The sequence below is a fragment of the Acinetobacter bereziniae genome, assembly GCF_016576965.1.
Classification (GTDB): Bacteria; Pseudomonadota; Gammaproteobacteria; order Pseudomonadales; family Moraxellaceae; genus Acinetobacter; species Acinetobacter bereziniae.
Window position 1 is genome coordinate 3,230,071 of record NZ_CP066119.1, and the last position, 23,122, is coordinate 3,253,192.

The following is a 23,122-nucleotide window of genomic DNA, read 5'->3' on the forward strand; positions in this document are numbered from 1 at the left end:
CAAATGAGCTTTCTAAATAGGTTCTCCAATATGCGTTACTGCTTCTTTGCTTTTCCATTTTTCTTCGTTTTGCTCTTTATCAGCAATTTAAGCTACGCACACAATAACAATTCACATGAGGTCGATATGTATCAACAAACAACACCATCAACCAATCCAATCCTCTATGCAATCAATCCGATCCATTTGAATATTCCTAATGTTTCACAAGCAATCGTCGTGCAACAAGGACAACTCATGTACTTGTCAGGGCATGTGCCAATAACAGAACAAGGAGAAATTTTACTGGCTGATCTGGAGAAACAACTTCATTTAGCCTTTCAAAATATTGAAAAAACACTACATCAGGCAGGTATCGGCACTCAACACTTAGTAAAAGTGACTATTTATATCCGTGATCTAAAGCCTGATCAGTTGCTCATGATTCGTAAAGTTAGAGACAAATTTATTGATCCGCAATTGCCACCTGCAAGTAGTCTGATCGGAGTTGCACAATTATTTCACCCTGATGTTTTAGTTGAAGTAGAAGCTATTGCTGTTATTCCCGCAAATCTTAACTTAACAATTTAGGAGTCACCCTATGAAATACGCCTTAATTTTTGGCAGTGCTTTATTTACTGCTTCATGCTCTGCAAATGTTACAGCACCGATAAATACCCCCAGTCAGGAAAGTAAAGTATCTCAATTTTTGGCTGAATTTATGCCCACACATTATCAAAAAGTACATGAGCAACCTGTCCCGACTGATGCTCAACAAGTGCAATGGATACGCTTTCAAAAATCACCATCATTTAGATTAGGTGAAGAAAACTTTAGCTATTTATCAGACGCTGCACATAATTTGAAAGGATTTTCTTATTTAGATGCAAGTCTGGTTCATGGAAATTTACCCAGCAAAGTACAGGCACAAAAAATTGCTGATGATTTTTTACAACGTTATGCACCTGATTTACTGCAACATAGAAAAATTCAATGGGTTGATCAGCATGATGAAACTATACAGCTCAATGGAAATAATCAAAAAATTTCAGGCATGAAAGTCAAAATGCGCAATTTAAATGATGGTCGTTGGTTTTGGGTCATAGTTGGAAAAAATCAACATCCAATTATTTTTGAAAGAGATATTGTTTGGATTAACTTTCCTGGACATCGTAAAACAGAAAAATGGCTACACGACTCATGGTTGAAAGATGAACCCTCTTATATAGGTCAAGCAAAATGAAGAATTTAAATCAGACATCACTTGAAATTTCAGCAATGGGCTTAGGATGTATGGGAATGAGTGAATTTTATGGTCAAACAGATGATCAAAATTCACTTAGAATTTTAGAGGAAGCATTTGATTCTGGGATTAATTTTTTTGATACCGCAGATACTTACGGACATGGACACAACGAAAAATTATTAGCACAGTTTATCGCACATTATCGAAATCAACGAGATGCGATAGTGATTGCAACTAAATTTGGAATTGTACGTGATCAAAATCACTATGAACGACGTATCGACAACACGCCAAACTATATTCGCCAAGCTTGTGAAGCATCTTTAACACGTTTAGGCATTGAGCAGATTGATCTATATTATTGTCATCGTCGACAAACTGAAGTCCCGATTGAGGATGTAACAGGGACACTATCAGACTTAATTCGACAAGGCAAAATCAAAAGTTTTGGTTTTTCCGAAATTTCTGCTCAATCGCTCAAAAGAGCAAATGCGGTTGCACCTGTTACGGCAGTACAAAGTGAGTATTCACTTTGGTCAAGAGAGCCAGAGCAAGAGTTACTCCAGACCTGCTCAGAACTCAATGTTGAGTTTGTTGCCTATAGTCCATTAGGACGTGCATTTTTAACGGCTGATTTAAATCCAGCAACAATGGATGCACAAGATTTCAGAAAACACCTCCCTCGATTACAAGGGGATTCATTCCAGAAAAATCAGCTTTTGCTAGAAAAGTTTAGTCAAATATGTGCTTCATGGAAACATAGCAATGCCCAAGTCGCTTTAGCATGGTTAATGGGTAAATTTACTCATGTCACGCCTATTTTTGGAACCCGACAATCACGTTATTTACAAGATAACTTAAAAGCTAATCAGGTCATGCTGAGTGATATACAGATTCAGCAACTAGATCAACTCTTTAGCCCTGAGCACATACAAGGAGATCGCTATCCTCAAGCGGGTTGGGCTGGAATAGAAAAATTTTAAATCAGTGTTTTTATCGTTTTTTTGATTATAAAATCGAAAAGACCAAAATAGTACTTTGGTCTTTTCTACAGATCTCGACTTAAGCACGTCCCTTGAGGGGTACTCCACTATGGAAGCGGAAAGTTTTGTCTGGAGTTAAAATCAACTCTTTTTCCACTTCACGAATCAATTCAATACGTTGTTGAATATCTTCTTCAGGATCTTTTAATTTTGCAGTTTGAGCAACATCTAAAGCCAATGCCAAATAGTCTTCATAGTGGCGTGACTCTGATTTTAGCAAATAACGGTAATAACGCCCAAGCTCATCATCCACCAACGGTGCCAATGCGTAAAAACGCTCACACGACCGAGCTTCAACAAAAGCACCGATGACTAAAATATCAATTAAAGCTTCAGGCTCGTAAGTTCGGATTTCCTTACGTAAACCACCTGCATAACGCCCGGCACTTAATCCCTGCCACGCTTGACCACGTTTTTGCATAAATTCTAAGACTTGCTCATAATGCAACATTTCTTCACGAACAAGCTGTGCCAGTTTCACTTGTAAATCGGTAAAAAAACTGTAGCGAAACATCAAGTTCATTGCTGTTCCTGCTGCTTTCTTTTCACAATTCGCATGATCTTGCATCAGCAATGGGAGATTGTTTAATGCTTCATCCAACCAAGCTTTTGGCGTTTCACAGCCCAAAAAAGCAATCACAGGTTGCATGAGTTCATCATAATTCATATTCGACATGATCAAAATTCAATAAGGTAAATCAAAAGGTAACTTAAGCTGCAGCTTGAATAGCGGCTTTCATGTCTTTTACAGCTTGCGCCAAACCGACAAATACACTTTCGGCAATAATAGAATGCCCAATATTCAATTCATGAATCTGTGGAATAGCAGCAATTGCAGCAACATTGTCCAAATTCAAACCATGACCCGCATTCACCACCAAACCTTGAGCTGCTGCGTATTCCGCACCTTTCACAATACGCTCAAGCTCCGCTTGTTGTTCTGCACCAGATTCAGCATCTGCATATGCACCTGTGTGCAACTCAATCGTAGGCGCACCACAGGCAATGGCTGCATCAATTTGCGCAAAGTCAGGATCAATAAATAATGAAACATCACAGCCAATTGCGGTGAGTGTTTGAGTTGCCGCTTTTACATCTGCAAAATGCCCAACAACATCCAAACCACCTTCAGTGGTCACTTCTTGGCGCTTTTCAGGCACAAAACAAACATGATGCGGTTTGATCTCTGTTGCAAATGCAACCATTTCATCAGTTACAGCAATCTCTAAATTCATTCTGGTTTTCAATACTGGTCGCATACGGCGTACATCATCATCTTGAATATGACGACGATCTTCACGCAAGTGTAAAGTAATGCCTTCCGCCCCTGCTTGTTCACAGATCAATGCTGCTTTCACAGGATCAGGATAAGTTGTTCCACGTGCTTGTCTTAGTGTTGCAACATGATCAATGTTTACACCTAGCAATGCAGCCATAACATTTTCCTAATTAACCAATAAAGTGAAATTAACGGCTCAAAGATTTAGATTGAGCGTTTTGAACCCAAAGCTGACGACTTTTTAATGGTCGATCACCCAAAAGCGATGTAATCATTTGTCGGTAGAGCTTGGACAATAATTGTAACTGTTCTGGACTAAAATCCCTACCTTTTTCATAGCTTGCCATACTCAAAATTTGTTGTCCGAGCAAAGTGGCTGAAGAAGTATGTGATACAGGAGTAAAGCCTTCTGATAATTGGAACTGATAACGTTGTGCGGGAATAATCATCTGTTGATTTGAATCATGTTCATAATCCAATGGAAAGCCTAACTCTTCCAGAAGCGCATGTTCAAACAGACGTAAAATTTGTCGAAGAAATAAATCTGCTTGTGTATGTTCAGCTAATTTCTGCAAATGTTGCAATGTCATATGATATTGCTGAAAAGTTTCAGGCATCATTTCTTCAAGTGGACAAAGCCTAAGAATGATCTCATTGAGGTAGAAACCTGAAAAAAAGGCATCTCCATAAAAGAAAATCGGCTGATTTAAAATTTCCAATTTAGAAAAGTTTTTAAGCTCAGATTTTCCTGAAGCTTGCAAGGTAATCGGTTGATATTGAGGAGGTGGAGTTTGTCGAAGAATACCATCGACACGACCATGCTCTTGCGTAAACAAGTGCACAATATGACTACGTTCGCGGTATTTTCGATGATGGATTAAATAACCATGCAAGATTTCATTGCGCATCTTGCTTTATCTTAATCATCCTTTTCTTTTTTCTTGTCTTCATCGTCATCTCCATCAGGAATAACAGCTCCCACAACAGCCGCAGTCCCTTTGACTACGCCTTTTGTGGTTTTATAAGCAACTTTGACTGGAACCGTCACAATTTTAGTAATACAGCCTTGTAGGATTATGACGCATGCAAGAATGGAAATAACTCGGATCATGACAGTTCCCAACAAAATGACTTAAATATCGCTATAGCCTAGACTTTTTAAAGCACGTTCGTCATCAGACCAACCACCTTTAACTTTGACCCAAAGCGTTAACATGATTTTTTGCTCAAACATTTTTTCCATGTCGATACGAGCATCCATACCAATTTTTTTCAGCTTAGCACCTTTTTCACCAATCACGATGGCTTTCTGACCAGGGCGATCAACAAAAATTGTAGCATCAATGTATGTACATGCAGCTTTAGGACGACCAGTCTTTTCATTGATCGTTGCTTCTTCTGTTTTAAAGGATTCAATTTGAACTGTTAAATCATAAGGAAGTTCTTCACCTAACTGACGCATAATTTTCTCACGAATAATTTCACTCGCAAGAAAGCGTTCAGAGCGGTCAGTCAACTGATCCAATGAGTACAATGGCGGTTGGAAAGGTAGATATTTTTCAATCGCATCACGCAAATGATCCAAGTTTGCACCGCGCAATGCAGACACTGGAACAATTTCAGCAAAATTCATTAACTTTGCACGTTCTTGAATCAACGGCAACACCATACGCTTATTTTCTAAGGTATCAATCTTGTTAATGATGAGAACCACTGGCATTTCTGCGTTTTTAAGTTTCTCTAAAACCAACTCATCGTTTTGGGTCCATTTTTGGGCATCAAGCACAAATAAAACCAGATTGACATCACGTAAAGCAGAGTGTGCAGCTTTGTTCATCATTTTATTGATGGCACGCACTTCTTTTTTATGCATACCCGGAGTATCCACAAAAACTGCCTGCGACTTTTCACGGCTATCAATACCAATGATTTTATGGCGAGTGGTTTGCGGTTTACGTGAAGTAATCGATAACTTTTGACCCAATAAATGATTCATCAAAGTGGATTTACCCACATTTGGACGTCCCACGATTGCGACAAAACCACTGCGATAATCCGAAGGAATTTCAGTGCCTTGTGAACTAAAAAATTGATTAATTAAATCATTGCCGTTTTCAGACGACTCGTGATCAGCATCATTGTGATCGGAATGTGTATTCATGCAGTTTACTGCTCCAATAGCTTTAAAAAATCCGCCGCGACTGCCTGTTCTGCAAAACGGCGACTCGATCCCTCACCCATCATTTTAGGTAAGCCATCTATAGTACATTCTACTTTAAAATGTTGATTGGGTGCATCACCTTGAATATCCACCACCTCATAAACAGGGAGATGTTTTTTACGGGCTTGTAGATACTCTTGTAAGCGTGACTTCGGGTCTTTTAACTGATCTGTAGGTTCGATATGATCCAAATAAGGTTCATACCATTTGAGAACAATGGATTCCAACAAAGGTAAATCTTGACTTTCTGTAAAAATCGCCCCAATGATCGCTTCAACAGTATCTGCCAATATTGACTCACGATGATGACCGCCAGATTTCAATTCACCTGTACTTAAAATTAAACTTTGACTTAATTTTAAGTCATTGGCAATTTTACCCAACGCTTCTTGACGCACTAAAGTTGCACGCATACGGGTTAAACGCCCTTCATTTTCATGCGGATAGGCATTATATAAGTAATTTGCGATGATCATCCCCAACAATGAGTCACCCAGAAACTCTAGACGCTCATAGTTGTGTTTGTGACTCACCGAACGATGAGTCAGCGCGAGTTGTAATAACTCGGGTTGTTTAAACTGGTAACCGATTCTACTTTGTAAGCGAAGATCACTTACTTTCAACTGACCTTTGATCAAAACTCTTCTCGAAAGTGAGGACTAAATCAATATTCAGCATGAAATTTTTCCGTACTTCATATTTTTTAGTCACTTGTAAACCATCTTTAGTTGAAACAGTCGCAATATCTTCGAATTTAGTGTCTCGGATATTGTTCATTTCTAACCTTTTGTCAACTTCTGTTGCAAATTTCAATGGTGTGATTTCAGCAGAGCTATTTTTGATTTGCTCTACAATTTGACCGTTAATCACACGATCATCCCAGTATAATGGCCATACAGCTACTATGATTTTCAACATAAAAGCTAAAGCAATTATCCCCAATAAAATTCCAATATATGAAGCGCCTTGTTGATTTTTACGCATTTTTTTATCCAACAGGTAAGAATAAATAATCCCTAATGACAATTAAAAAATCAGCAAACGCCAAGATCAAACCATTTGATTTAGGCAGATTCATCATTTTCAATTGGCTATAAACTTCTTATACACTGGAAAACAATACTGTGATAAAAAATTTATCGCCACTATTATCCTTTAAACGACGTCAAGTTGCTAGTTCAAATCATTTGTTCTGTTTTATTTTTCTTATAAATCAATATAACTTCATAGTTTTAACAGATAAAAAAGAAAGGTCAATAAACATTGACCTTTCTTTATTTCTAACACTTGCTGCAACTCGGTTTTATTGAATTGCTCCATTACGGCTAAATGATGGAATTTTTAGACCTGGCTCTTTATGCATCCAAACATAAATTGCATGTCCTGTTAAATTCTCTTCAGGTACAAATCCCCAAAAACGACTGTCGGCACTTTGGTCACGGTTATCACCCATCGCAAAATATTGACCTTTAGGCACAGTCACTTCCCAACTTTGACCATTTGACTTCACAAAGCGATCATTTGCAGTCGCTACATAAGGTAAGTCTTGTTTGTTCTGTGCATAATTGAATGCAGCAACAAGCGGGTTTTGACCTTCCAATAAACGAACTAAATGCTTATGGTTACCCATTGTTTCATAGTAGTAAATCGATTTTGGTGTATCTAAAATATCTTTTTCACGACTAAATTCAGCTGGAACTTGCTCTACATTTTTGCCATTAATAGTCAACTGACCTTGATTAAATTCAATATGGTCACCCGGTAATCCAATAATACGCTTGATATAGCTAATTTTTGGATTTTCTGGATAACGGAATACAGCAACATCACCACGTTGTGGTTCACCAATATCCAGAATCTTGGTATTGGTAATTGGTAAACGTACGCCATACTGAAACTTATTGACCAAAATATAATCTCCTGTCTCTAGGGTCGGAACCATAGAGTCAGAAGGAATATTGAATGGCTCAAAGAAGAAAGAGCGTAAAACAAGAACAACCGCTAGAACAGGCCAGAAATCATATGCCCATGAAATAACGACATTTTCATTCCCCTTTCCTTTTGTTGCACGTTGTTTCAGTACAAACTTATCAAGTAACCACAGCGCAAAAAATACCAGCGTTACAGGAACGAGAATTAAATTAAAATCAAAATCCATGACCAATCAGACCTCTAGTTTTTATCTTTCTACTTTTAACACAGCAAGGAACGCTTCTTGTGGGATTTCAACACTACCCACCTGCTTCATACGTTTCTTACCTTCTTTTTGTTTAGATAACAATTTCTTCTTACGAGAAACGTCACCACCATAACATTTAGCCAATACGTTTTTACGCATCGCTTTTACCGTTGAACGCGCAATGATTTGCGCACCAATTGCGGCTTGAATCGCAACATCAAACATTTGACGTGGAATCAAATCCTTCATTTTTTCAACTAAAGCAATACCGCGGTGACGTGCATCATTACGATGACAAATCATTGCTAAAGCATCAACCTTATCACCATTAATTAATACATCAACCTTAACCAGAGATGAACTTTCAAAACGGACAAAGTTATAATCTAAAGAGGCAAAACCACGTGAGCATGACTTCAATTTATCAAAGAAATCCATGACCACTTCAGCCATCGGAATTTCAAAGCTAATCGACACTTGATTACCCAAGAACTTCATATCTTTTTGTACACCACGACGCTCAATACACAGCGTCATCACATTGCCCAAATATTCTTGAGGAACAAGGATATGACATTCTGCAATGGGTTCACGTAAATCTTCTACAGTTGAACCGTCTGGCATTTTAGATGGACTGTCGATATAAATCGTTTGACCATTTTTCATCAATGCTTCATAGATCACTGTTGGTGCAGAACTGATCAGATCTAAATCATACTCGCGTTCTAAACGTTCCTGTACGATTTCCATGTGCAACATGCCTAAGAAGCCACAGCGGAAACCAAAACCAAGCGCATCTGAACTTTCAGGTTCAAAGAATAATGCAGAGTCATTGATTTGCAGTTTGTGTAAGGCTTCACGGAATGGTTCAAAATCGCTGGCATCAATTGGGAACAAGCCCGCATAGACTTGTGGTTTGACCTTTTTAAAGCCCGGTAAAGTTTCAACTTCTGGTGTTGTTGCAAGTGTAATCGTATCACCCACTGGCGCACCAAAAATATCTTTGATCCCCGCAATCACAAAACCAACTTCACCAGCCTCTAAAATGCCTGTTTCTGTATGTTTTGGATTGAAAATACCCACTGAGGTAATGATATGAGACTGGCCTGTTGATTTCATCAACATCTTATCGCCTTTACGCACACGACCTTGTTTGATCCGAACCAAAGAAACCACGCCCAAATAGTTATCAAACCATGAGTCAATAATCAGTGCTTGGAGCGGTGCATCACGATCACCTTGAGGTGCAGGAATAATATCAACCAAAGTTTCTAAAACTGACTCAACACCTAAACCTGTTTTTGCTGAACAAGTCGGTGCATGTGTTGCTTCAATTCCAATAATTTCTTCAATTTCATGGATTACACGTTCAGGTTCAGCTTGAGGCAAGTCAATTTTATTCAAAATTGGCAGTACTTCTAAACCTTGTTCAATGGCGGTATAACAGTTGGCAACTGATTGTGCTTCTACACCTTGTGCAGCATCGACCACCAATAAAGCACCCTCACAGGCAGCCAATGAGCGAGAAACTTCATAAGAGAAGTCAACGTGTCCCGGAGTATCAATAAAGTTTAACTGGTATTCTTGACCATTTGGGTGTGTGTAATACAATGTTACCGAAGCCGCTTTAATGGTAATTCCACGCTCACGCTCAAGCTCCATAGAGTCTAAAACCTGAGCCTGCATTTCACGATCTTGTAATCCACCACACATTTGGATAAATCGGTCAGCAAGAGTCGACTTTCCGTGGTCGATGTGAGCGATAATAGAAAAATTGCGTATGTTATTGATATTAACAGACTTCTTAGCTACTGCCATAAACTACTCTAAAAATATGTCCACCATCATGTACTCAATATCAAAAGTACTTATGGCGTGCAAAAAATGAAATTTCCCAATTGCTGCACAGTATAAGCAGATCAATGTTAAAAATATAGTAAGGCTTTGAGAAAAACTATCTCTCCGATAGGGTGTATGTAAGTTTCCCTTTCAATCTATTTCATCTTTTTCCTGCTTTTTATTTGCCTTAGTTTTAGTTGGAAACTGAACATGAGCAGGGTGTATGTAAGTTTCCCTTTCAATCTATTTCATCTTTTTCCTGCTTTTTATTTGCCTTAGTTTTAGTTGGAAACTGAACATGAGCAGGGATAAATAACGCGATTAAACCGCCGAATAGTGTGCTGATGAGTATCAGCAAATGCAATTGTACAGCGGCAAATAATAATGCTTTAGCTTCTGAGAGATTAAACAGTTTTCCAGTTGCCAAAATTGCGGCTTCATAGGTCCCAAGTCCTGCTGGGGCATGAATAGGTAACACAGAACTCAACTCGCCTCCAATATTCACACCCACTGCTTCCCACCATTGCAATGGAATGAACCAGCCTAAAACAGCTGCAAAAACCATAATCTTGCTTCCCCAGCAGATGAGCGTGAATAACCAACTCCGCAGTAAACTGTTCAAATGCAATGGCATTGCCAATAAAACTTGTTCAAGTAAATTTTTCAATCGCCCCTGAGTATTGAGCTTTTCTGAATAACGTTTTAGCCACGGCGTAAAAAGTAATATTATTAATGGTGACGTGAACCATAAAACCATCCCCCCCCACAACCATACATTATTAGAGTGTTTTAACAATAAAAGGGCGAAAAAACCCAATCCAAGCAGCACTTGTAAATCAAGTATTCTAAGCAGTAATAATCCCGCAGTCGCATAGCTAAGGCTTACAGTAAAATAACGTCGCATCAGTATAGGAAAACTGATTTCTCCAGAACGAAAAGGCAATAAGTTATTGAGTAGATTATGAATCAGCATGATTCGGCAACATGTCATCCCCTGCCCACGGGTGATGGGTAAAAAGAAATCATAAATTCGCCAACCTCGTATCAGATAAGTCATCTGCAGCAGGATCAAAGCCATAATCAAATATTGGATAGGCACATGTGCCCAAGCCTCAAAAACTTGTAACCAACCAAACCACCATTCAATCACCGTACCATACAAAACGATGGCAATCATCAGTAACAGTTGTGGCAAATATTTGGGTCGCCTGCCAACTTGATTATTTATATTTGGATCTCTCTGTTCAAACACAGGCGCTACCTTTTGTTATTGTCATTAAAAAATCATGGAATCGTAATCTTTCAGTTAAATTTAACAATATATAATTCAAACACGAATCAATAACAATTACATCAGCTATGCATAACGCATTTTTATTACAACCTGAGGAAGAGCTATATCTACTTAAGCCCTCTTACTCATCTATTTTTTTCTCACTGATAATTCCTCTTTACAATGAAGAGGAAACCGTTGTCGCTTTAATCGACACCATACAACAGGCTTTAGGCACTCAACAGCGACCTTGGGAATTAATCGTGGTTGATGATGGTAGTTGTGATGCTACCGTATACACTATTCAGCAAAAATTACTTCAAAGCCCTTTGAATGCACGACTGATTCAATTAAGCCGCAACTATGGGCAAACAGCAGCCATGCAGGCTGGAATTGACGAGTCTCAAGGGCAGTACATTGTGACGATGGATGGTGACTTACAGAACGATCCACATGATATTCCAGCCATGTTGCAACAACTGATCGATCAGGATCTTGATCTATTGGTGGGGTGGCGTAAAAACCGACAAGACGCCTTATTGTTAAGAAAAATTCCTTCCTTACTCGCCAATCGATTGATTGGTCGAATATCAGGTCTACGCTTACATGATTATGGATGCAGCCTAAAAATATACCGTGCCGAAATTATCAAACAAATCCGTTTAGTCGGCGAAATGCATCGTTTTATTCCTTTGTGGGTTGCCAGTGTCGTTCCCGTTTCACGTATTGGAGAGGTACCAGTACGTCACCATGCCAGACAATTCGGGCAATCCAAATATGGTATTTCTCGAACGATTCGCGTGATATTAGATTTAATGTCAGTGATGTTCTTTCAACGTTATCTTATGCGTCCCGGTCATTTATTTGGTTCAATCGGACTGCTCTTGGGCTGTATCGGTAGTGTGATGCTGACCTATCTGGCAATTGATAAATATATTCTGGGTCACTCCATCGGTACACGTCCCATGCTGCTCATTGGCGTGATGTGCGTGTTGATGTCACTACAATTTTTGATGACTGGTATTATCGCTGAACTGATTACTCGAACTTATCTAGACAGTAAAAATCATAAAAGTTATCTCATTCGCCGTGTTTATCAGCATCGGAGGGGGCAATGACAGGTCAGACATCAATATTAATCTCCCCGCTTTTTCAATCAACCCAAAAACTTTTTCAATCGCGTTGGTTAATTTTATTGCTCGCTTTGAATTTTTTAATAGGTTTGGGAAGCTCACCATTATTTGATCTTGATGAAGGTGCTTTTAGTTCTGCGACCATGGAAATGTTAATTCGAGGCGATTATATCACCACCTATATGGGCGGTGAATTGCGCTTTGATAAGCCAATTTTGATCTACTGGCTGCAAGCCATTTCTGTCTTTCTATTTGGATTAAATGAATTCTCATTACGCCTTCCATCTGCATTATGTGCCACACTGTGGTGTTGGGCAATTTATGAGTTTTGTCGGCAGCTTTTAGATACCTCAAAAGCAGCAACAGCCTGTATCCTGCTTGCGAGTTCACTGATTATCTCAATTATCGCACGCGCAGCCACAGCTGATGCTTTGCTTAATTTATGGATCTGTCTTGCTTTATTTGATGCTTATCGTCATTTCAACCAACAGCATACACACTCTCAGGCTTCATCCAAATATGCCTTACGCGCTTATTTATGGGTCGGTTTAGGTGTACTGACCAAAGGTCCGATTGCTATTTTAATCCCCATTGCCAGCATCACAATTTACGCCTTATTAAGTAAAAAATTTAAAGCTTGGCAAGGTTTGCTGATCAATCCACTTGGATGGTTAATCTGCCTTACAGTTTTCTTACCTTGGTACATTGCTGAATATCTCGCACAAGGGCAAGCATTTATTGACGGCTTTTTCTTAAAGCACAATCTTTCTCGATTTTCCAATACGATGGAAAATCATGGTGGGAATTTACTTTACTACCTGCCTGTAAGTTTATTGGTTTTTATGCCTGTCACAGGTTTCTTTCTTCAGTTATTAAGTCATCTGCGGCTGTTTTTTTCTTCTTCTGCTTTAAAGCGTCTTGATTCACTCGATATTTTTTGCTGGAGCTGGTTTTTATTTGTGCTGATATTCTTCAGCTTTTCTAAAACCCAGCTTCCACATTATCTTTTATATGGTGTAACACCAATTTTTATCCTGATGGCAAAATATCGCGATCAACTGCGATCACGCTACTTAGTCGCATTACCCATCGTTTTATTGATGCTGCTGCTGATTTTTCTTCCAGAAATTGGACAGTACATTATTGCGCATGAAAAGAAAATTGAAGTGGTGGCAATGGTCCGGGATGGATTACCATTTTTGGATTTGCAATATCGGCTTTCTATTTTTTTCGCGCTCCTCCTCATACTCATCATTTTATTCCGTAGTCAATACGTGCTTTGGCTACGTCAGGTTTTAGCCAGCATCATTTTCAGTTTAACCATCATTCATGTAGTGATACCTGCCTATGGATCTATTCAGCAGCAACCTGTCAAACAAGCTGGAATATTTGCGCAGAAGATTACGCAACCCATTGTGATGTGGCGTCATGACATGCCCAGTTTCAGTATCTACTTACAAAAAGTTGTTCCTATACGAGAACCTAGACCTGGCGAGGTGGTTTTTACAGGTTTAGAAAATCTTCAAGCCTTTCCTAATGCAGAAGTTCTATTCAACAAAGGAGGTGTTGTTTTAGTCAAACTTCCGAAAATGAAAGGAAGTTCATGATGATTCTATTCTTTATTGTTCCAATATTTTGCGTTTTAGCTTGGGAACTTATTCATCACTATTATGCAATCAATACGCCGCTTTTCTTAATGATCAATGGAATGCCACCACACTCAGATTGGTTTTGGCAAAATATAACCTTTATGGGAGATGGTTTAACGGCTTATGTCCTGTTGATATTTTTCTGTCGTCACAACGCTCATCTACTTTGGTTAGGTCTTCTTGCAGTACTCATTACTGGCTTAGGTGTACATGTCGTTAAACAATTCCTTGAAATTGTTCGTCCGATTACTTATCTAGGCATAGACAATGTTGAGATCATCGGAAAGACACTAAAATATCATAGCTTCCCTTCCGGTCATGCCGCAACAGCATTTGTACTGGCGGGTGTATTGAGTAAATATATTAAGCTCAATAGTTTTAGATATCACAGAGCATTTACTTTCTGTGTAATTTCATTGGCAACGTTGATCGCATTAAGCCGTGTGGTGGTTGGTGTTCACTGGCCATTAGATATTGTGATTGGTGCGCTGTGGGGATGGTATAGCGCAACAATCATCCTAAAACTGTCCTCAAAAACCAAACAAATTGGTCGAACTCGTTTTAGTGCCAATATTTTATATGCTTTAGCCGCAATCAGTGCAGGTTTTCTGTGGAGTTTTGATGGTGGTTATCCACTTGCTTTAGGTTTGGCAAAATTATTATCTGTCTGTGCTTTGACCTACATTACCCTTATTCTAATCGAGCTAAATTTTCGGGTTAAATTGGTCTTTGATCACAGCTACCGCCCACGATTACGTTCAACGTCAATTCAACTACAGACTGTTGCTTTTGAGAAAAATAAATCTTAAATTTAAAGTTTTCACTCGCACTTGAATTTTACCTTTTTCTTTAACTTATAAAGCAATATTCAATCTGTAATATTTTATTGGATGAATTAATCCAAACTATTTTAATGATCAAACTCAAAACAAATCATGAGTCTTGATTCAAACTGTTACGATTGAGTTTAAATCATAAGGATCTATGTCTGTATTTATAGGTTGATAAGCCTGTATAAAGGTTGGTGACATGCGCTTTGGACGACCTGTGGCAATTTCAATGCACGCCCATTTGGTATTGCCTGTAAATAGTAAAGTCTGATCTTTGGCATTAAAAAACGCATACTGACGGAAAGAATACAAGGCGTTAATATCATAGAGCCATGTCCGTAAAATGATCTTATCATCTAACATCGCTGCTTTGCGGTACTGCACATGATGTTCTACTGCCACCATAGCATGCTTCATTTCCAAATATTGATCTAAGCCTACACCTAAAGTTTCAATATGTGCTGAAGCCACATCCTGCATCCATTGCACATAGACAACATTATTCACATGACCTAAAACATCGATATGTTCTGGTTTAACTTGAAGAACCAAATCAAATACTGAGCTCATGTAAACGTTCCTTCTCTCTTGATCACTATTTAAAAAATCTTCTGCATTTTGACATAAAAAAGCCACTCTTAGAGTGGCTGATTCACATCAATTCGATTTATTGAATACGTAATCCAATCATCGCATGTTGCCCTTCACGCACAATTGCCACACGTGCAACGGTATTTTTCTGCAACTCTGCTACAGCATCCACGAAATCATTCGGTGTGTTGATTTTCTTATTATTCACTTGCGTAATCACATCACCTGGCAAGATTCGAGATTGAGCAGCCAAACCGCCTCGTGTTACATCTTGAATTAACACACCACCTTTCACATTTAAACGATTCTTTTCTTGCTCAGTCAAAGCACGAATCGCAACACCAATCACAGGACCTTTGTGAGGCTTAGCTGACGTTGTCGTATTATCAACTTTTGCTGGAGTATCATCAGGAGCAACTGTTAATGTTGCTGTAATCACTCTCGGCTTATCATCACGCAATACTTCAAGTTTCACGGATTGATTTGGTTGAGTACGATTCAAATAATTCAATAATTCTGAAGTACGTGAAATTGGTGAACCATTATATTTTAGGATCACATCGCCTGATTTAAAGCCCGCTTTTTCCGCTGGAGAATTTGGTGCCACTTGAGTAATCAATGAACCTTCGGGTTTATCCAACTTATACGCTTCTGCAAGATTTCGATCGATATCTTGTAACATTACACCAAGATATGAGCGTGTCACCTTACCATTCTTCTTCAGTTGGTCCACGACATCCATCGCGACATCGATTGGAATAGAGAATGACAAGCCCATATATCCACCCGTACCACTAAAGATACGTGAATTTACTCCAACCACTTGACCTTGTTGGTTAAACAATGGACCACCTGAGTTACCAGGGTTTAAGGCAACATCAGTTTGAATAAATGGAACAGAAGTTTCGCCCATCATATTTCGCGATTTCGCACTGACAATACCTGCTGATGCAGAATAGTCAAAACCAAATGGTGAACCAATCGCAAGTACAGGCTGCCCCACTTTAAGTTGATCGACATTGCCTACCGACAATGATGGGAAATTATTTCCTTCAACTTTAAGCAAAGCCACATCTGTACGTTCATCACTCCCCACCACTTTAGCATCAATTTCGCGACGGTCATTGAGCATGATGGTCACTTTAGAAGCATCTTCAACCACGTGATGGTTGGTGAGTAGATAACCATCTTTACTGATAAAGAATGCACTGCCATAAGCTGTTTTTTCTTGTGGCGCTCGCTGTTGCGGAATAATGATCTGATTACCAAAGAAACGTTTCAGAATTTCAGGCACTTGCTGCTGTAGCAATTCTTCCTGAGACAGTTTTTTCACAACGTTTACACTAACAACTGCCGGACTCACCTGTTCAACCAAATTAGAGAAATCGACAGGTGTTGAAGCTTGTACTTGTGATGTAGCCGCAGCGACAGTGAATACTGCTGCATACATTCCTTTTTGCATTAGACCATTACTCATTTATCACGAACCTACATCTGATGATTGTGCTTAAAAAATATTTGTAACATATTATTTGATGTCTTTGCGTAATAATATGTTTACATTTTTTTATAAAACAATACTTTACTTAAAATCATATTAAGAGACTGAGAATAGCCTATTTATACTAAAATCTGACGCATCTAACTATTGTAATTTGTTAAAAAAAAGAGTGTTATTAGCAAACATTTTTCAAATTAGCTGATGGACATGCCTAATTTAAACACAACTCATCAATTCGATGTGATTATTGTGGGTAGTGGCGGTGCAGGCTTAAGTTTAGCCTTATCCTTACCTGAACATTTCAATATTGCTGTTTTAGCAAAATCTACATTGACAGATGCAAGCACTTATTATGCTCAAGGTGGTGTTGCTGCTGTGCTTGATGAAACTGATTCCATTCAACAGCATATTGATGACACTATGATTGCAGGCGCGCATTTATGTGAGCTTGATGCAGTGAAGCATACTGTTGAAGGTGGACGACCTTCAGTCGATTTCCTGTTAAACCACGGTGTTCAGTTTACCTTAGATGAAGATGAGCAACTACACTTGACCCGTGAAGGTGGACATTCTCAAAGGCGTATCATCCATTCAGCTGATGCCACTGGGAAAGCGATTTCAACCACCTTAGTTGAAAGAGCCCGTGAAAAGAAAAATATCGAAATTTTTGAAAACTACATTGCGATTGATTTAATCACTACACATAAGCTGGGGCACAAACAACAACAGAACCGAGCAGTGGGTCTTTATGCCTTAGATGAAAGCAACGAAAAAGTACATACGTTTTTAGCCCCATTTACCGCACTTGCTTGTGGGGGCGCCATGAAAGCTTATTTGTACACCTCGAACCCTGATATTGCGACTGGTGATGGAATTGCCATGGCATATCGAGCAGGTTGTCGTGTTGCAAATATGGAGTTTAATCAATTTCATCCAACCTGTTTATATCACCCTCAAGCACGCTCTTTCTTAATCACTGAAGCGATGCGAGGCGAAGGTGCGTATTTACGTCTCCCTGATGGCGAACGTTTCATGTTACGCTTTGACGAACGTGCTGAACTTGCTCCACGAGATATTGTCGCCCGTGCAATTGACTATGAAATCAAACGTCTAGGTATTCGGCATGTCTGGTTGGACATTAGTCATAAACCTAAAGAATTTGTCAAAGAGCACTTCCCTACCCTGTATGCTCGTCTCTTGGAGTTGGGAATTGATATTACTCAGGATATGATTCCAGTCGTACCAGCTGCACACTATACCTGTGGTGGTGTCGTTGTGGATGAAAACAGCCAAACAGACATTGCAGGTTTATATGCGATTGGCGAGACATCCTATACAGGTTTACATGGTGCAAACCGTATGGCAAGTAATTCTCTGCTGGAGTGTTTCGTATATGGCATGAGTGCGGCAAAAGATATTGAAGCCAAATTTGACCACCAATTTGAAAGCCCGAATGTTCCTGAATGGGATGCATCACAATCGACAAATCCAGATGAGGATGTGGTCATCTTACAAAACTGGGATGAGCTACGCCAAACCATGTGGAACTATGTTGGTATTGTTCGTACCACGAAACGTTTGCAACGTGCCTTACACCGTATTGAAATGCTTAAAAAAGAGATTACTGAGTATTATCAAGACTACCATGTCAGTAAGAACTTGATTGAATTACGTAATCTGGTCATGGTTTCAGAAATGATCGTGCGCTGTGCGATGCAACGTAAAGAGTCACGGGGTCTACATTACACACTGGACTATCCCGAGCTTTCTAACGAGTTAAGAAAAACCGTTTTGACCCCTCCTAACTTTACGGTCGAAACCCCTTTAGTGAATGCTGAAGTTTAAAGAGGACAGTTAAATAGCCAGATGATTCTGGCTATTATTCATTTTTTGCATAATAACGCACTTGGGTTTTATTGATTATTTCTCATGATTGTCGCATATAGCTTTTTGGCGATAGATGCATAATTTTCTTAAACATGACGATAAAAGAACTATCACTATCATAGCCCAATTTCATTGCAACTTGATGGACTGAATCCCCATCAGTCAACCATTGCAGTGCCAAGACCACATGTAATTTTCGTCGCCATTGATTAATACTCATTCCAGTATTGTGATGAAAAATCCGTGTCAAACTGCGTTCGCTCATACAGCAACGACTCGCCCATTCAGCCAAATTTAGATTTTGATCTGGTTGTTTTAATAAATCATGCGCGATCTGTAACATACGCGAATCTTTTGGCATCGGTAAATAAAATATTGGGTGAGCAGTAGACTGTATTTCATCTAGCAAACAGTCCATTAAACGTCGATTGTTTTCTACAAATGATGTTTCAGAAAATGTTTCAACCCGTTCTAACATTGCATTCATTAAATGGGTCATTTGTAACATGGTACATGTGTGTGCTGAAAAATGCTGCAACACAGTATTAACAAATGCTACATAACCTGTTGAAATACCGTAACTACTGACTTTATGTAAGGTATTTGATGGAATCCATAAGGCATGCTGCGCTGGAACTACCCAAATTCCTGATGGTGTTTCAACCGTAATCAATCCGCTTGTAGTTGCCAATAACTGACTTTGCTCATGTTGGTGAGAAGCAAGTTCCCAGTCTGGAACTTGCCGATCGATTTTTAATACAAATAAAGGCAAATTATGCTGATCCAATCGTGAATGGAAGGTTTCATTTTGCATCATTATTCGCCCATTTTTCTCCTGAGCACAGCATCAATTATTTTATTCGCTTGTTGATGATTATCAACAATAAACATCGGATAACCTGAGAACTTAATAAAATTATTGGCAAACTTTTGAGTTTCCAAGCGAATATCTGCATCTGGCTCAATATGGATAAATGCTTTAACGTATTGTGCCAAAATCTCACGTTTTGACTTTACCCAAGCAGCAACCTGTTTACGTGCCTCGTGATCCGCCTTTTGTGCAGGAAATGCGCCTTCACTGAGAAAGACAAATGTTTCTTTTCGGCTAAGTAATGATTCATATATGGCAATGGTTTCACTGACTGAAACGGCATCATCGGGTCGGAAGCTCACAGGGATGATTGGAAAATTTTCTAAATTTTGGATAAACATGGCATGGCTCCTCAAATAAGAATAATTATCATTTTATTGTGCTCACATGAATACACATTACCCAATTGAGCCAAAAAATAGGGTAATCCAGCCAAATTTTTATGAATTTTATCTTTATGGTTTTTTATAATAAATCTGATGTGCTGTATGAAAAGTTTGAGCATGTAAATTGACCAAATCCTCAAGCTTCTGATATCCACCTGCTAGCACAAACATCAGTGGAATTCCTTCCCGCTTCGCAAGATTAAATACCATTTCATCGCGTTTTTGAATTAACTCTGTACTCAACCACGCTGAACCGTAAGGATCTGCTTGATGGCAATCCATGCCTGCTTGGTAAATAATTATATCAGCCTTCCACTCATTGGCTCGTTGAAAAGCCTCATATATCGCCATGGTATACTGCGCAAAACTCCCATGCTTCGTATGTACATGGCGACTTTCGGCACGTTCATACGTTGGATAGCCAAATGCCAAACCATAAATGCTAAAATTATATAAATTCTCTAATCTTCGGGTAAATTCAGCAGTTCCATCGCCACCATGCTGATCACAATCCAAAATAAAGATTCGTTTATTCGCAAAATGCTGCGCAATCAGTGCCAAGCCATTGAAGGTACAATATGAACCGCCATAGTCATAATTGGCGTGATGAAAACCTTGTGCAATATTGGCTGCAATACCATGTTGAAAAGCCAGCTCCGTCGCCAGTATTTGCCCACCATTGATGGACAAAACTGCATCTCGTAATTGTTCATTCCATGGTTTAAAACCAGCAAAAGTTGCAAGTTTAGTCGGTTGTCCTGTTAAAAATGCCTCAACATATCTTGGGGAATGCAAGGCTTTTAAAATTTCTGGATCTATAGGTTGGGGTTCGTGAAATTTAAAATGATTGAATTGTTGTAATTGCTCAGCAACTGCAACAAGTTTTTCCATGCTATTGGTATGTGTTTGAGCAAAATAGCGCGATGAAAAACAAACATTTAACATAAAGTTATCCGAGACTAGCGACTCTCAATTGTGACAATGCAACGTCATTCAGCTGTTTAATTAAGGTTGTATCAGGACTAAATAACCCATTATTCACTTGTTGTTCAAAATGGGTGGTGAATGCTCTTTTCCGATTCTCAGGTGAGATCGCTAAAGTAGTCAATCGTAAAAACCAAAAACCCTGAATTTCTTTATATGGAATGATATAACCTTTGAATTCTTGATTAGGCACTTTATTGTCAATTTGTTCAATATCATATTCTACCGAAAATAAAGAACCAACTGGAATGCGAATACCATTCATGATTAAAGGTTGTAAGTTGATACAGGAATGATCATCCCCCATATTCATTTTTTCAATCAATAATGGGCGGTTTTGTTCATCGATAAAAATATTGATTGAACCTTGTCTCAGCATTGAACGGTGCGCGATTTTCAGGAAAAAATTTTCAGCCATTGGACAAGAACCTACTTTAGGTTTTCCCGCTAATGTTTGGATTTCAACATAACCTGTTTTCTCGGCTGTTTTCGGTAAAATCACATCTTCCAGCATACAACAAATGATTTGGCTTTCTTCAAGTTCAGCCTGCTGAGATAATTTTCTTAAACTTGCTTGGGTTGTAACCTCTTGCTCAACAAGGACTCTAAAATCATCATTTTTTTGTTGCTGCGGGTCAGCGAGAAAGTTTTCAATTGAGCGGTTTTGATCTAGATTATGCCAATCCTCAATATCAAAACCATAGATATTTTTTTGATCAATAATTTTCTTTAATCTTTTAAAGTCATAGTCTTGAAATATTTTTAAATCTGTCGCTTCAACGTTGTCACGAGGAAAATTAATATACTCAGCCAAGACTCGTGTTGCTTGTGTGTATCCACAACCTCGGCGTTCCGTCTGATGCGAATAGTGTTCATTTAACATCTCTGTCAATTTATTTGATAAGGGAAAAACATGTTCCTTAAACAAACGAACGACTTCATGATCTGATGACATATTCTCTATTCCGTTTTATAAAATGATTTAATTTTTAAAAATAAACTATTTATTATGAATAAATTAGCATTATCCCCGAGATAACTCAATATAGCATCTCAAAGCCAATTCCAGCTAGATTAAATGATATATTTCACCTAATAAGTGAAGTATTTGTGCTTTTTATACACGTTGCTTATTTTTGTGGAGGAATTGAATATGTTCCAGTGACATGAGCAACAGGATCATCTGAATCTAAAGAGTAAATCCATACCTCACCGACGACTAGAGCTTTACCGACCTTCATTAATTTACAAACACCACGAATATCCACACCGCCAGTAGGCTTACGTAGGAAATTGATATTCATATTGGTCGTTACAGCCAAGCCAATTAATCCGATTTCTCCTAAAATCGCCACATATAAGGCAAAATCAGCCAATGCCATCATGGTTGGACCTGATACTGTTCCACCTGGGCGAATGTCTTGATCACTGACATGCCAAACCAAAGAAGCACCTTTTTCAGTCACTTCTTCGATTTCACAACGCGCTAAGCTTGGTGAAAAAAATTGCTGTAAAAATTCAACGATTTCAGTTTTTGTACTTTTCATCATTCACGTCTTTATATCCTTGACCTAAAACAATATAAAGACTTTTAAGATTGAAAACATCAGAATAAATGAATCAATTACAGTTATTTTAGGTAGTGTAAAGCTTCTGCAAAGACTTGCTCTGGTGTTTGAGTAGCATCTAAACGTTTCATTCTTTGCGCATCACGTAAATGAATTTCAGAAAAGCCACTACGTACAGACTCAAAGAACACCACTTTTTCTTGTTCAAAACGATCTAAAGCGCCACGGGCTCGTGCACGATTCATCCCAAGTTCAATCGGTGCATCTAACCAAAAAGTAATATCTGGCATTTTAGAAACAAAATTTTGATTTAACAGTTGTAACTTTTCCCGACTTAAACCACGACCAGCGCATTGATAGGCAAAACTTGAATCGACAAAACGGTCGCATAATACAATTTTGCCTTGTGCCAATGCAGGTAATATCACAGCTGCCAAATGTTGCGCACGTGCTGCATACATCAACAATAACTCAGTATCATGGCTCATTTGCTCTTCATGATTTACAGACAGCAACAATGAACGGATTTGCTCAGCTAAAGGTGTGCCACCAGGTTCACGCGTTAAAACAACTTGTTTACCTTGCTGTTGAAAATGTTCATACAATTTTTGGATGAGTGTGGTTTTTCCTACCCCTTCAGTTCCTTCAAAACTTATAAACATA

General features: G+C 38.7%; 25 protein-coding genes. 7 read left to right on the forward strand and 18 right to left on the reverse strand.

What is annotated here, in order from left to right; genetic code table 11:
• Positions 1–126 precede the first annotated feature (126 nt).
• The 3 genes from I9192_RS15100 to I9192_RS15110 are packed head-to-tail and all read left to right on the forward strand — an operon-like array spanning position 127 to position 2,208.
• The gene (locus I9192_RS15100; RefSeq protein ID WP_200149886.1) at positions 127–570 is read left to right on the forward strand and encodes a RidA family protein; all 444 of its coding nucleotides are present in this window, start codon (positions 127–129) and stop codon (positions 568–570) included.
• A 10-nt stretch (positions 571–580) separates the two neighbouring features.
• Positions 581–1,222, forward strand: coding sequence for a hypothetical protein (locus I9192_RS15105; RefSeq protein ID WP_046761560.1), 642 nt, complete (start codon positions 581–583; stop codon positions 1,220–1,222).
• Entirely contained in the window at positions 1,219–2,208 is a 990-nt protein-coding gene (locus I9192_RS15110; protein ID WP_004829258.1) for an aldo/keto reductase, read from the forward strand. The genes I9192_RS15105 and I9192_RS15110 overlap by 4 nt, the downstream gene beginning before the upstream one ends.
• A 79-nt stretch (positions 2,209–2,287) precedes the next feature.
• Here the strand turns inward: I9192_RS15110 and miaE are convergent, their stop codons facing one another.
• The 10 genes from miaE to I9192_RS15160 form a co-directional block, all read right to left on the reverse strand.
• Positions 2,288–2,944 (reverse strand): tRNA-(ms[2]io[6]A)-hydroxylase, encoded by a 657-nt coding sequence (gene miaE / locus I9192_RS15115; protein WP_009584207.1) that lies wholly within the window; start codon positions 2,942–2,944, stop codon positions 2,288–2,290.
• A gap of 34 nt (positions 2,945–2,978) precedes the next feature.
• A complete protein-coding gene (pdxJ, locus tag I9192_RS15120) occupies positions 2,979–3,704 on the reverse strand; it encodes a pyridoxine 5'-phosphate synthase (protein WP_042087669.1) in 726 nt (241 codons plus the stop codon).
• A gap of 31 nt (positions 3,705–3,735) precedes the next feature.
• The gene (recO, locus tag I9192_RS15125) at positions 3,736–4,455 is read right to left on the reverse strand and encodes a DNA repair protein RecO (protein ID WP_004829264.1); all 720 of its coding nucleotides are present in this window, start codon (positions 4,453–4,455) and stop codon (positions 3,736–3,738) included.
• Between the two features lie 11 nt (positions 4,456–4,466).
• Positions 4,467–4,658: an NF038104 family lipoprotein gene (locus tag I9192_RS15130; protein WP_035300043.1), complete on the reverse strand. Its 192-nt coding sequence runs from the start codon at positions 4,656–4,658 to the stop codon at positions 4,467–4,469.
• A gap of 21 nt (positions 4,659–4,679) precedes the next feature.
• On the reverse strand, positions 4,680–5,708 hold the full coding sequence (gene era, locus I9192_RS15135) for a GTPase Era (protein ID WP_004829267.1): 1,029 nt from the start codon (positions 5,706–5,708) through the stop codon (positions 4,680–4,682).
• A gap of 5 nt (positions 5,709–5,713) precedes the next feature.
• On the reverse strand, positions 5,714–6,406 hold the full coding sequence (rnc, locus tag I9192_RS15140; protein WP_200149887.1) for a ribonuclease III: 693 nt from the start codon (positions 6,404–6,406) through the stop codon (positions 5,714–5,716).
• Positions 6,378–6,752, reverse strand: a complete 375-nt coding sequence (locus tag I9192_RS15145) for a DUF4845 domain-containing protein (RefSeq protein ID WP_004829270.1) — start codon at positions 6,750–6,752, stop codon at positions 6,378–6,380. The genes rnc and I9192_RS15145 overlap by 29 nt, the downstream gene beginning before the upstream one ends.
• Before the next feature lie 319 nt (positions 6,753–7,071).
• Positions 7,072–7,926, reverse strand: coding sequence for a signal peptidase I (lepB, locus tag I9192_RS15150; protein ID WP_004829273.1), 855 nt, complete (start codon positions 7,924–7,926; stop codon positions 7,072–7,074).
• A gap of 21 nt (positions 7,927–7,947) precedes the next feature.
• A complete protein-coding gene (lepA, locus tag I9192_RS15155) occupies positions 7,948–9,765 on the reverse strand; it encodes a translation elongation factor 4 (protein WP_004829275.1) in 1,818 nt (605 codons plus the stop codon).
• A 259-nt stretch (positions 9,766–10,024) separates the two neighbouring features.
• Positions 10,025–11,038 (reverse strand): lysylphosphatidylglycerol synthase domain-containing protein, encoded by a 1,014-nt coding sequence (locus I9192_RS15160; RefSeq protein ID WP_228289326.1) that lies wholly within the window; start codon positions 11,036–11,038, stop codon positions 10,025–10,027.
• A 107-nt stretch (positions 11,039–11,145) separates the two neighbouring features.
• Between I9192_RS15160 and I9192_RS15165 the strand changes: the two genes are divergently transcribed.
• From I9192_RS15165 to I9192_RS15175, 3 genes are read left to right on the forward strand one after another with little or no spacing between them, the layout of a single operon-like run.
• Positions 11,146–12,177 (forward strand): glycosyltransferase family 2 protein, encoded by a 1,032-nt coding sequence (locus I9192_RS15165; protein WP_042087674.1) that lies wholly within the window; start codon positions 11,146–11,148, stop codon positions 12,175–12,177.
• Positions 12,174–13,799, forward strand: coding sequence for an ArnT family glycosyltransferase (locus I9192_RS15170; RefSeq protein ID WP_200149888.1), 1,626 nt, complete (start codon positions 12,174–12,176; stop codon positions 13,797–13,799). The genes I9192_RS15165 and I9192_RS15170 overlap by 4 nt, the downstream gene beginning before the upstream one ends.
• Positions 13,796–14,650, forward strand: a complete 855-nt coding sequence (locus tag I9192_RS15175; protein ID WP_171494674.1) for a phosphatase PAP2 family protein — start codon at positions 13,796–13,798, stop codon at positions 14,648–14,650. Before I9192_RS15170 ends, I9192_RS15175 begins: the two co-directional genes overlap by 4 nt.
• A gap of 138 nt (positions 14,651–14,788) precedes the next feature.
• Here I9192_RS15175 and I9192_RS15180 read toward each other — a convergent pair whose 3' ends face one another.
• Both I9192_RS15180 and I9192_RS15185 read right to left on the reverse strand, forming a co-directional pair.
• Positions 14,789–15,241 carry an acyl-CoA thioesterase gene (locus I9192_RS15180; protein ID WP_004829286.1) on the reverse strand — a complete coding sequence of 151 codons (453 nt, stop codon included), beginning with the start codon at positions 15,239–15,241 and terminating at the stop codon, positions 14,789–14,791.
• A 97-nt stretch (positions 15,242–15,338) separates the two neighbouring features.
• The gene (locus I9192_RS15185) at positions 15,339–16,739 is read right to left on the reverse strand and encodes a Do family serine endopeptidase (protein WP_004829291.1); all 1,401 of its coding nucleotides are present in this window, start codon (positions 16,737–16,739) and stop codon (positions 15,339–15,341) included.
• 225 nt (positions 16,740–16,964) lie between these two features.
• Here I9192_RS15185 and nadB point away from each other — a divergent pair, with 225 nt between their 5' ends.
• Positions 16,965–18,608, forward strand: coding sequence for an L-aspartate oxidase (nadB, locus tag I9192_RS15190; protein ID WP_009584216.1), 1,644 nt, complete (start codon positions 16,965–16,967; stop codon positions 18,606–18,608).
• A gap of 82 nt (positions 18,609–18,690) precedes the next feature.
• On the opposite strand, the gene I9192_RS15195 is transcribed toward nadB, so the two are convergent.
• The 6 genes from I9192_RS15195 to tmk all read right to left on the reverse strand — a co-directional run bounded on the left by I9192_RS15195 (position 18,691) and on the right by tmk (position 23,121).
• A complete protein-coding gene (locus I9192_RS15195) occupies positions 18,691–19,467 on the reverse strand; it encodes a helix-turn-helix domain-containing protein (protein ID WP_151714272.1) in 777 nt (258 codons plus the stop codon).
• Entirely contained in the window at positions 19,467–19,862 is a 396-nt protein-coding gene (locus tag I9192_RS15200; protein ID WP_009584173.1) for a hypothetical protein, read from the reverse strand. The genes I9192_RS15195 and I9192_RS15200 overlap by 1 nt, the downstream gene beginning before the upstream one ends.
• 114 nt (positions 19,863–19,976) lie before the next feature.
• Entirely contained in the window at positions 19,977–20,852 is an 876-nt protein-coding gene (locus I9192_RS15205; protein WP_200149889.1) for an arginase family protein, read from the reverse strand.
• A gap of 4 nt (positions 20,853–20,856) precedes the next feature.
• Entirely contained in the window at positions 20,857–21,846 is a 990-nt protein-coding gene (locus I9192_RS15210) for a hypothetical protein (RefSeq protein WP_005032807.1), read from the reverse strand.
• A gap of 175 nt (positions 21,847–22,021) precedes the next feature.
• Positions 22,022–22,438: a PaaI family thioesterase gene (locus I9192_RS15215; protein WP_010591279.1), complete on the reverse strand. Its 417-nt coding sequence runs from the start codon at positions 22,436–22,438 to the stop codon at positions 22,022–22,024.
• Positions 22,439–22,521: 83 nt separating this feature from the next.
• Positions 22,522–23,121 carry a dTMP kinase gene (tmk, locus tag I9192_RS15220; protein WP_151750909.1) on the reverse strand — a complete coding sequence of 200 codons (600 nt, stop codon included), beginning with the start codon at positions 23,119–23,121 and terminating at the stop codon, positions 22,522–22,524.
• Position 23,122: the final 1 nt, after the last annotated feature.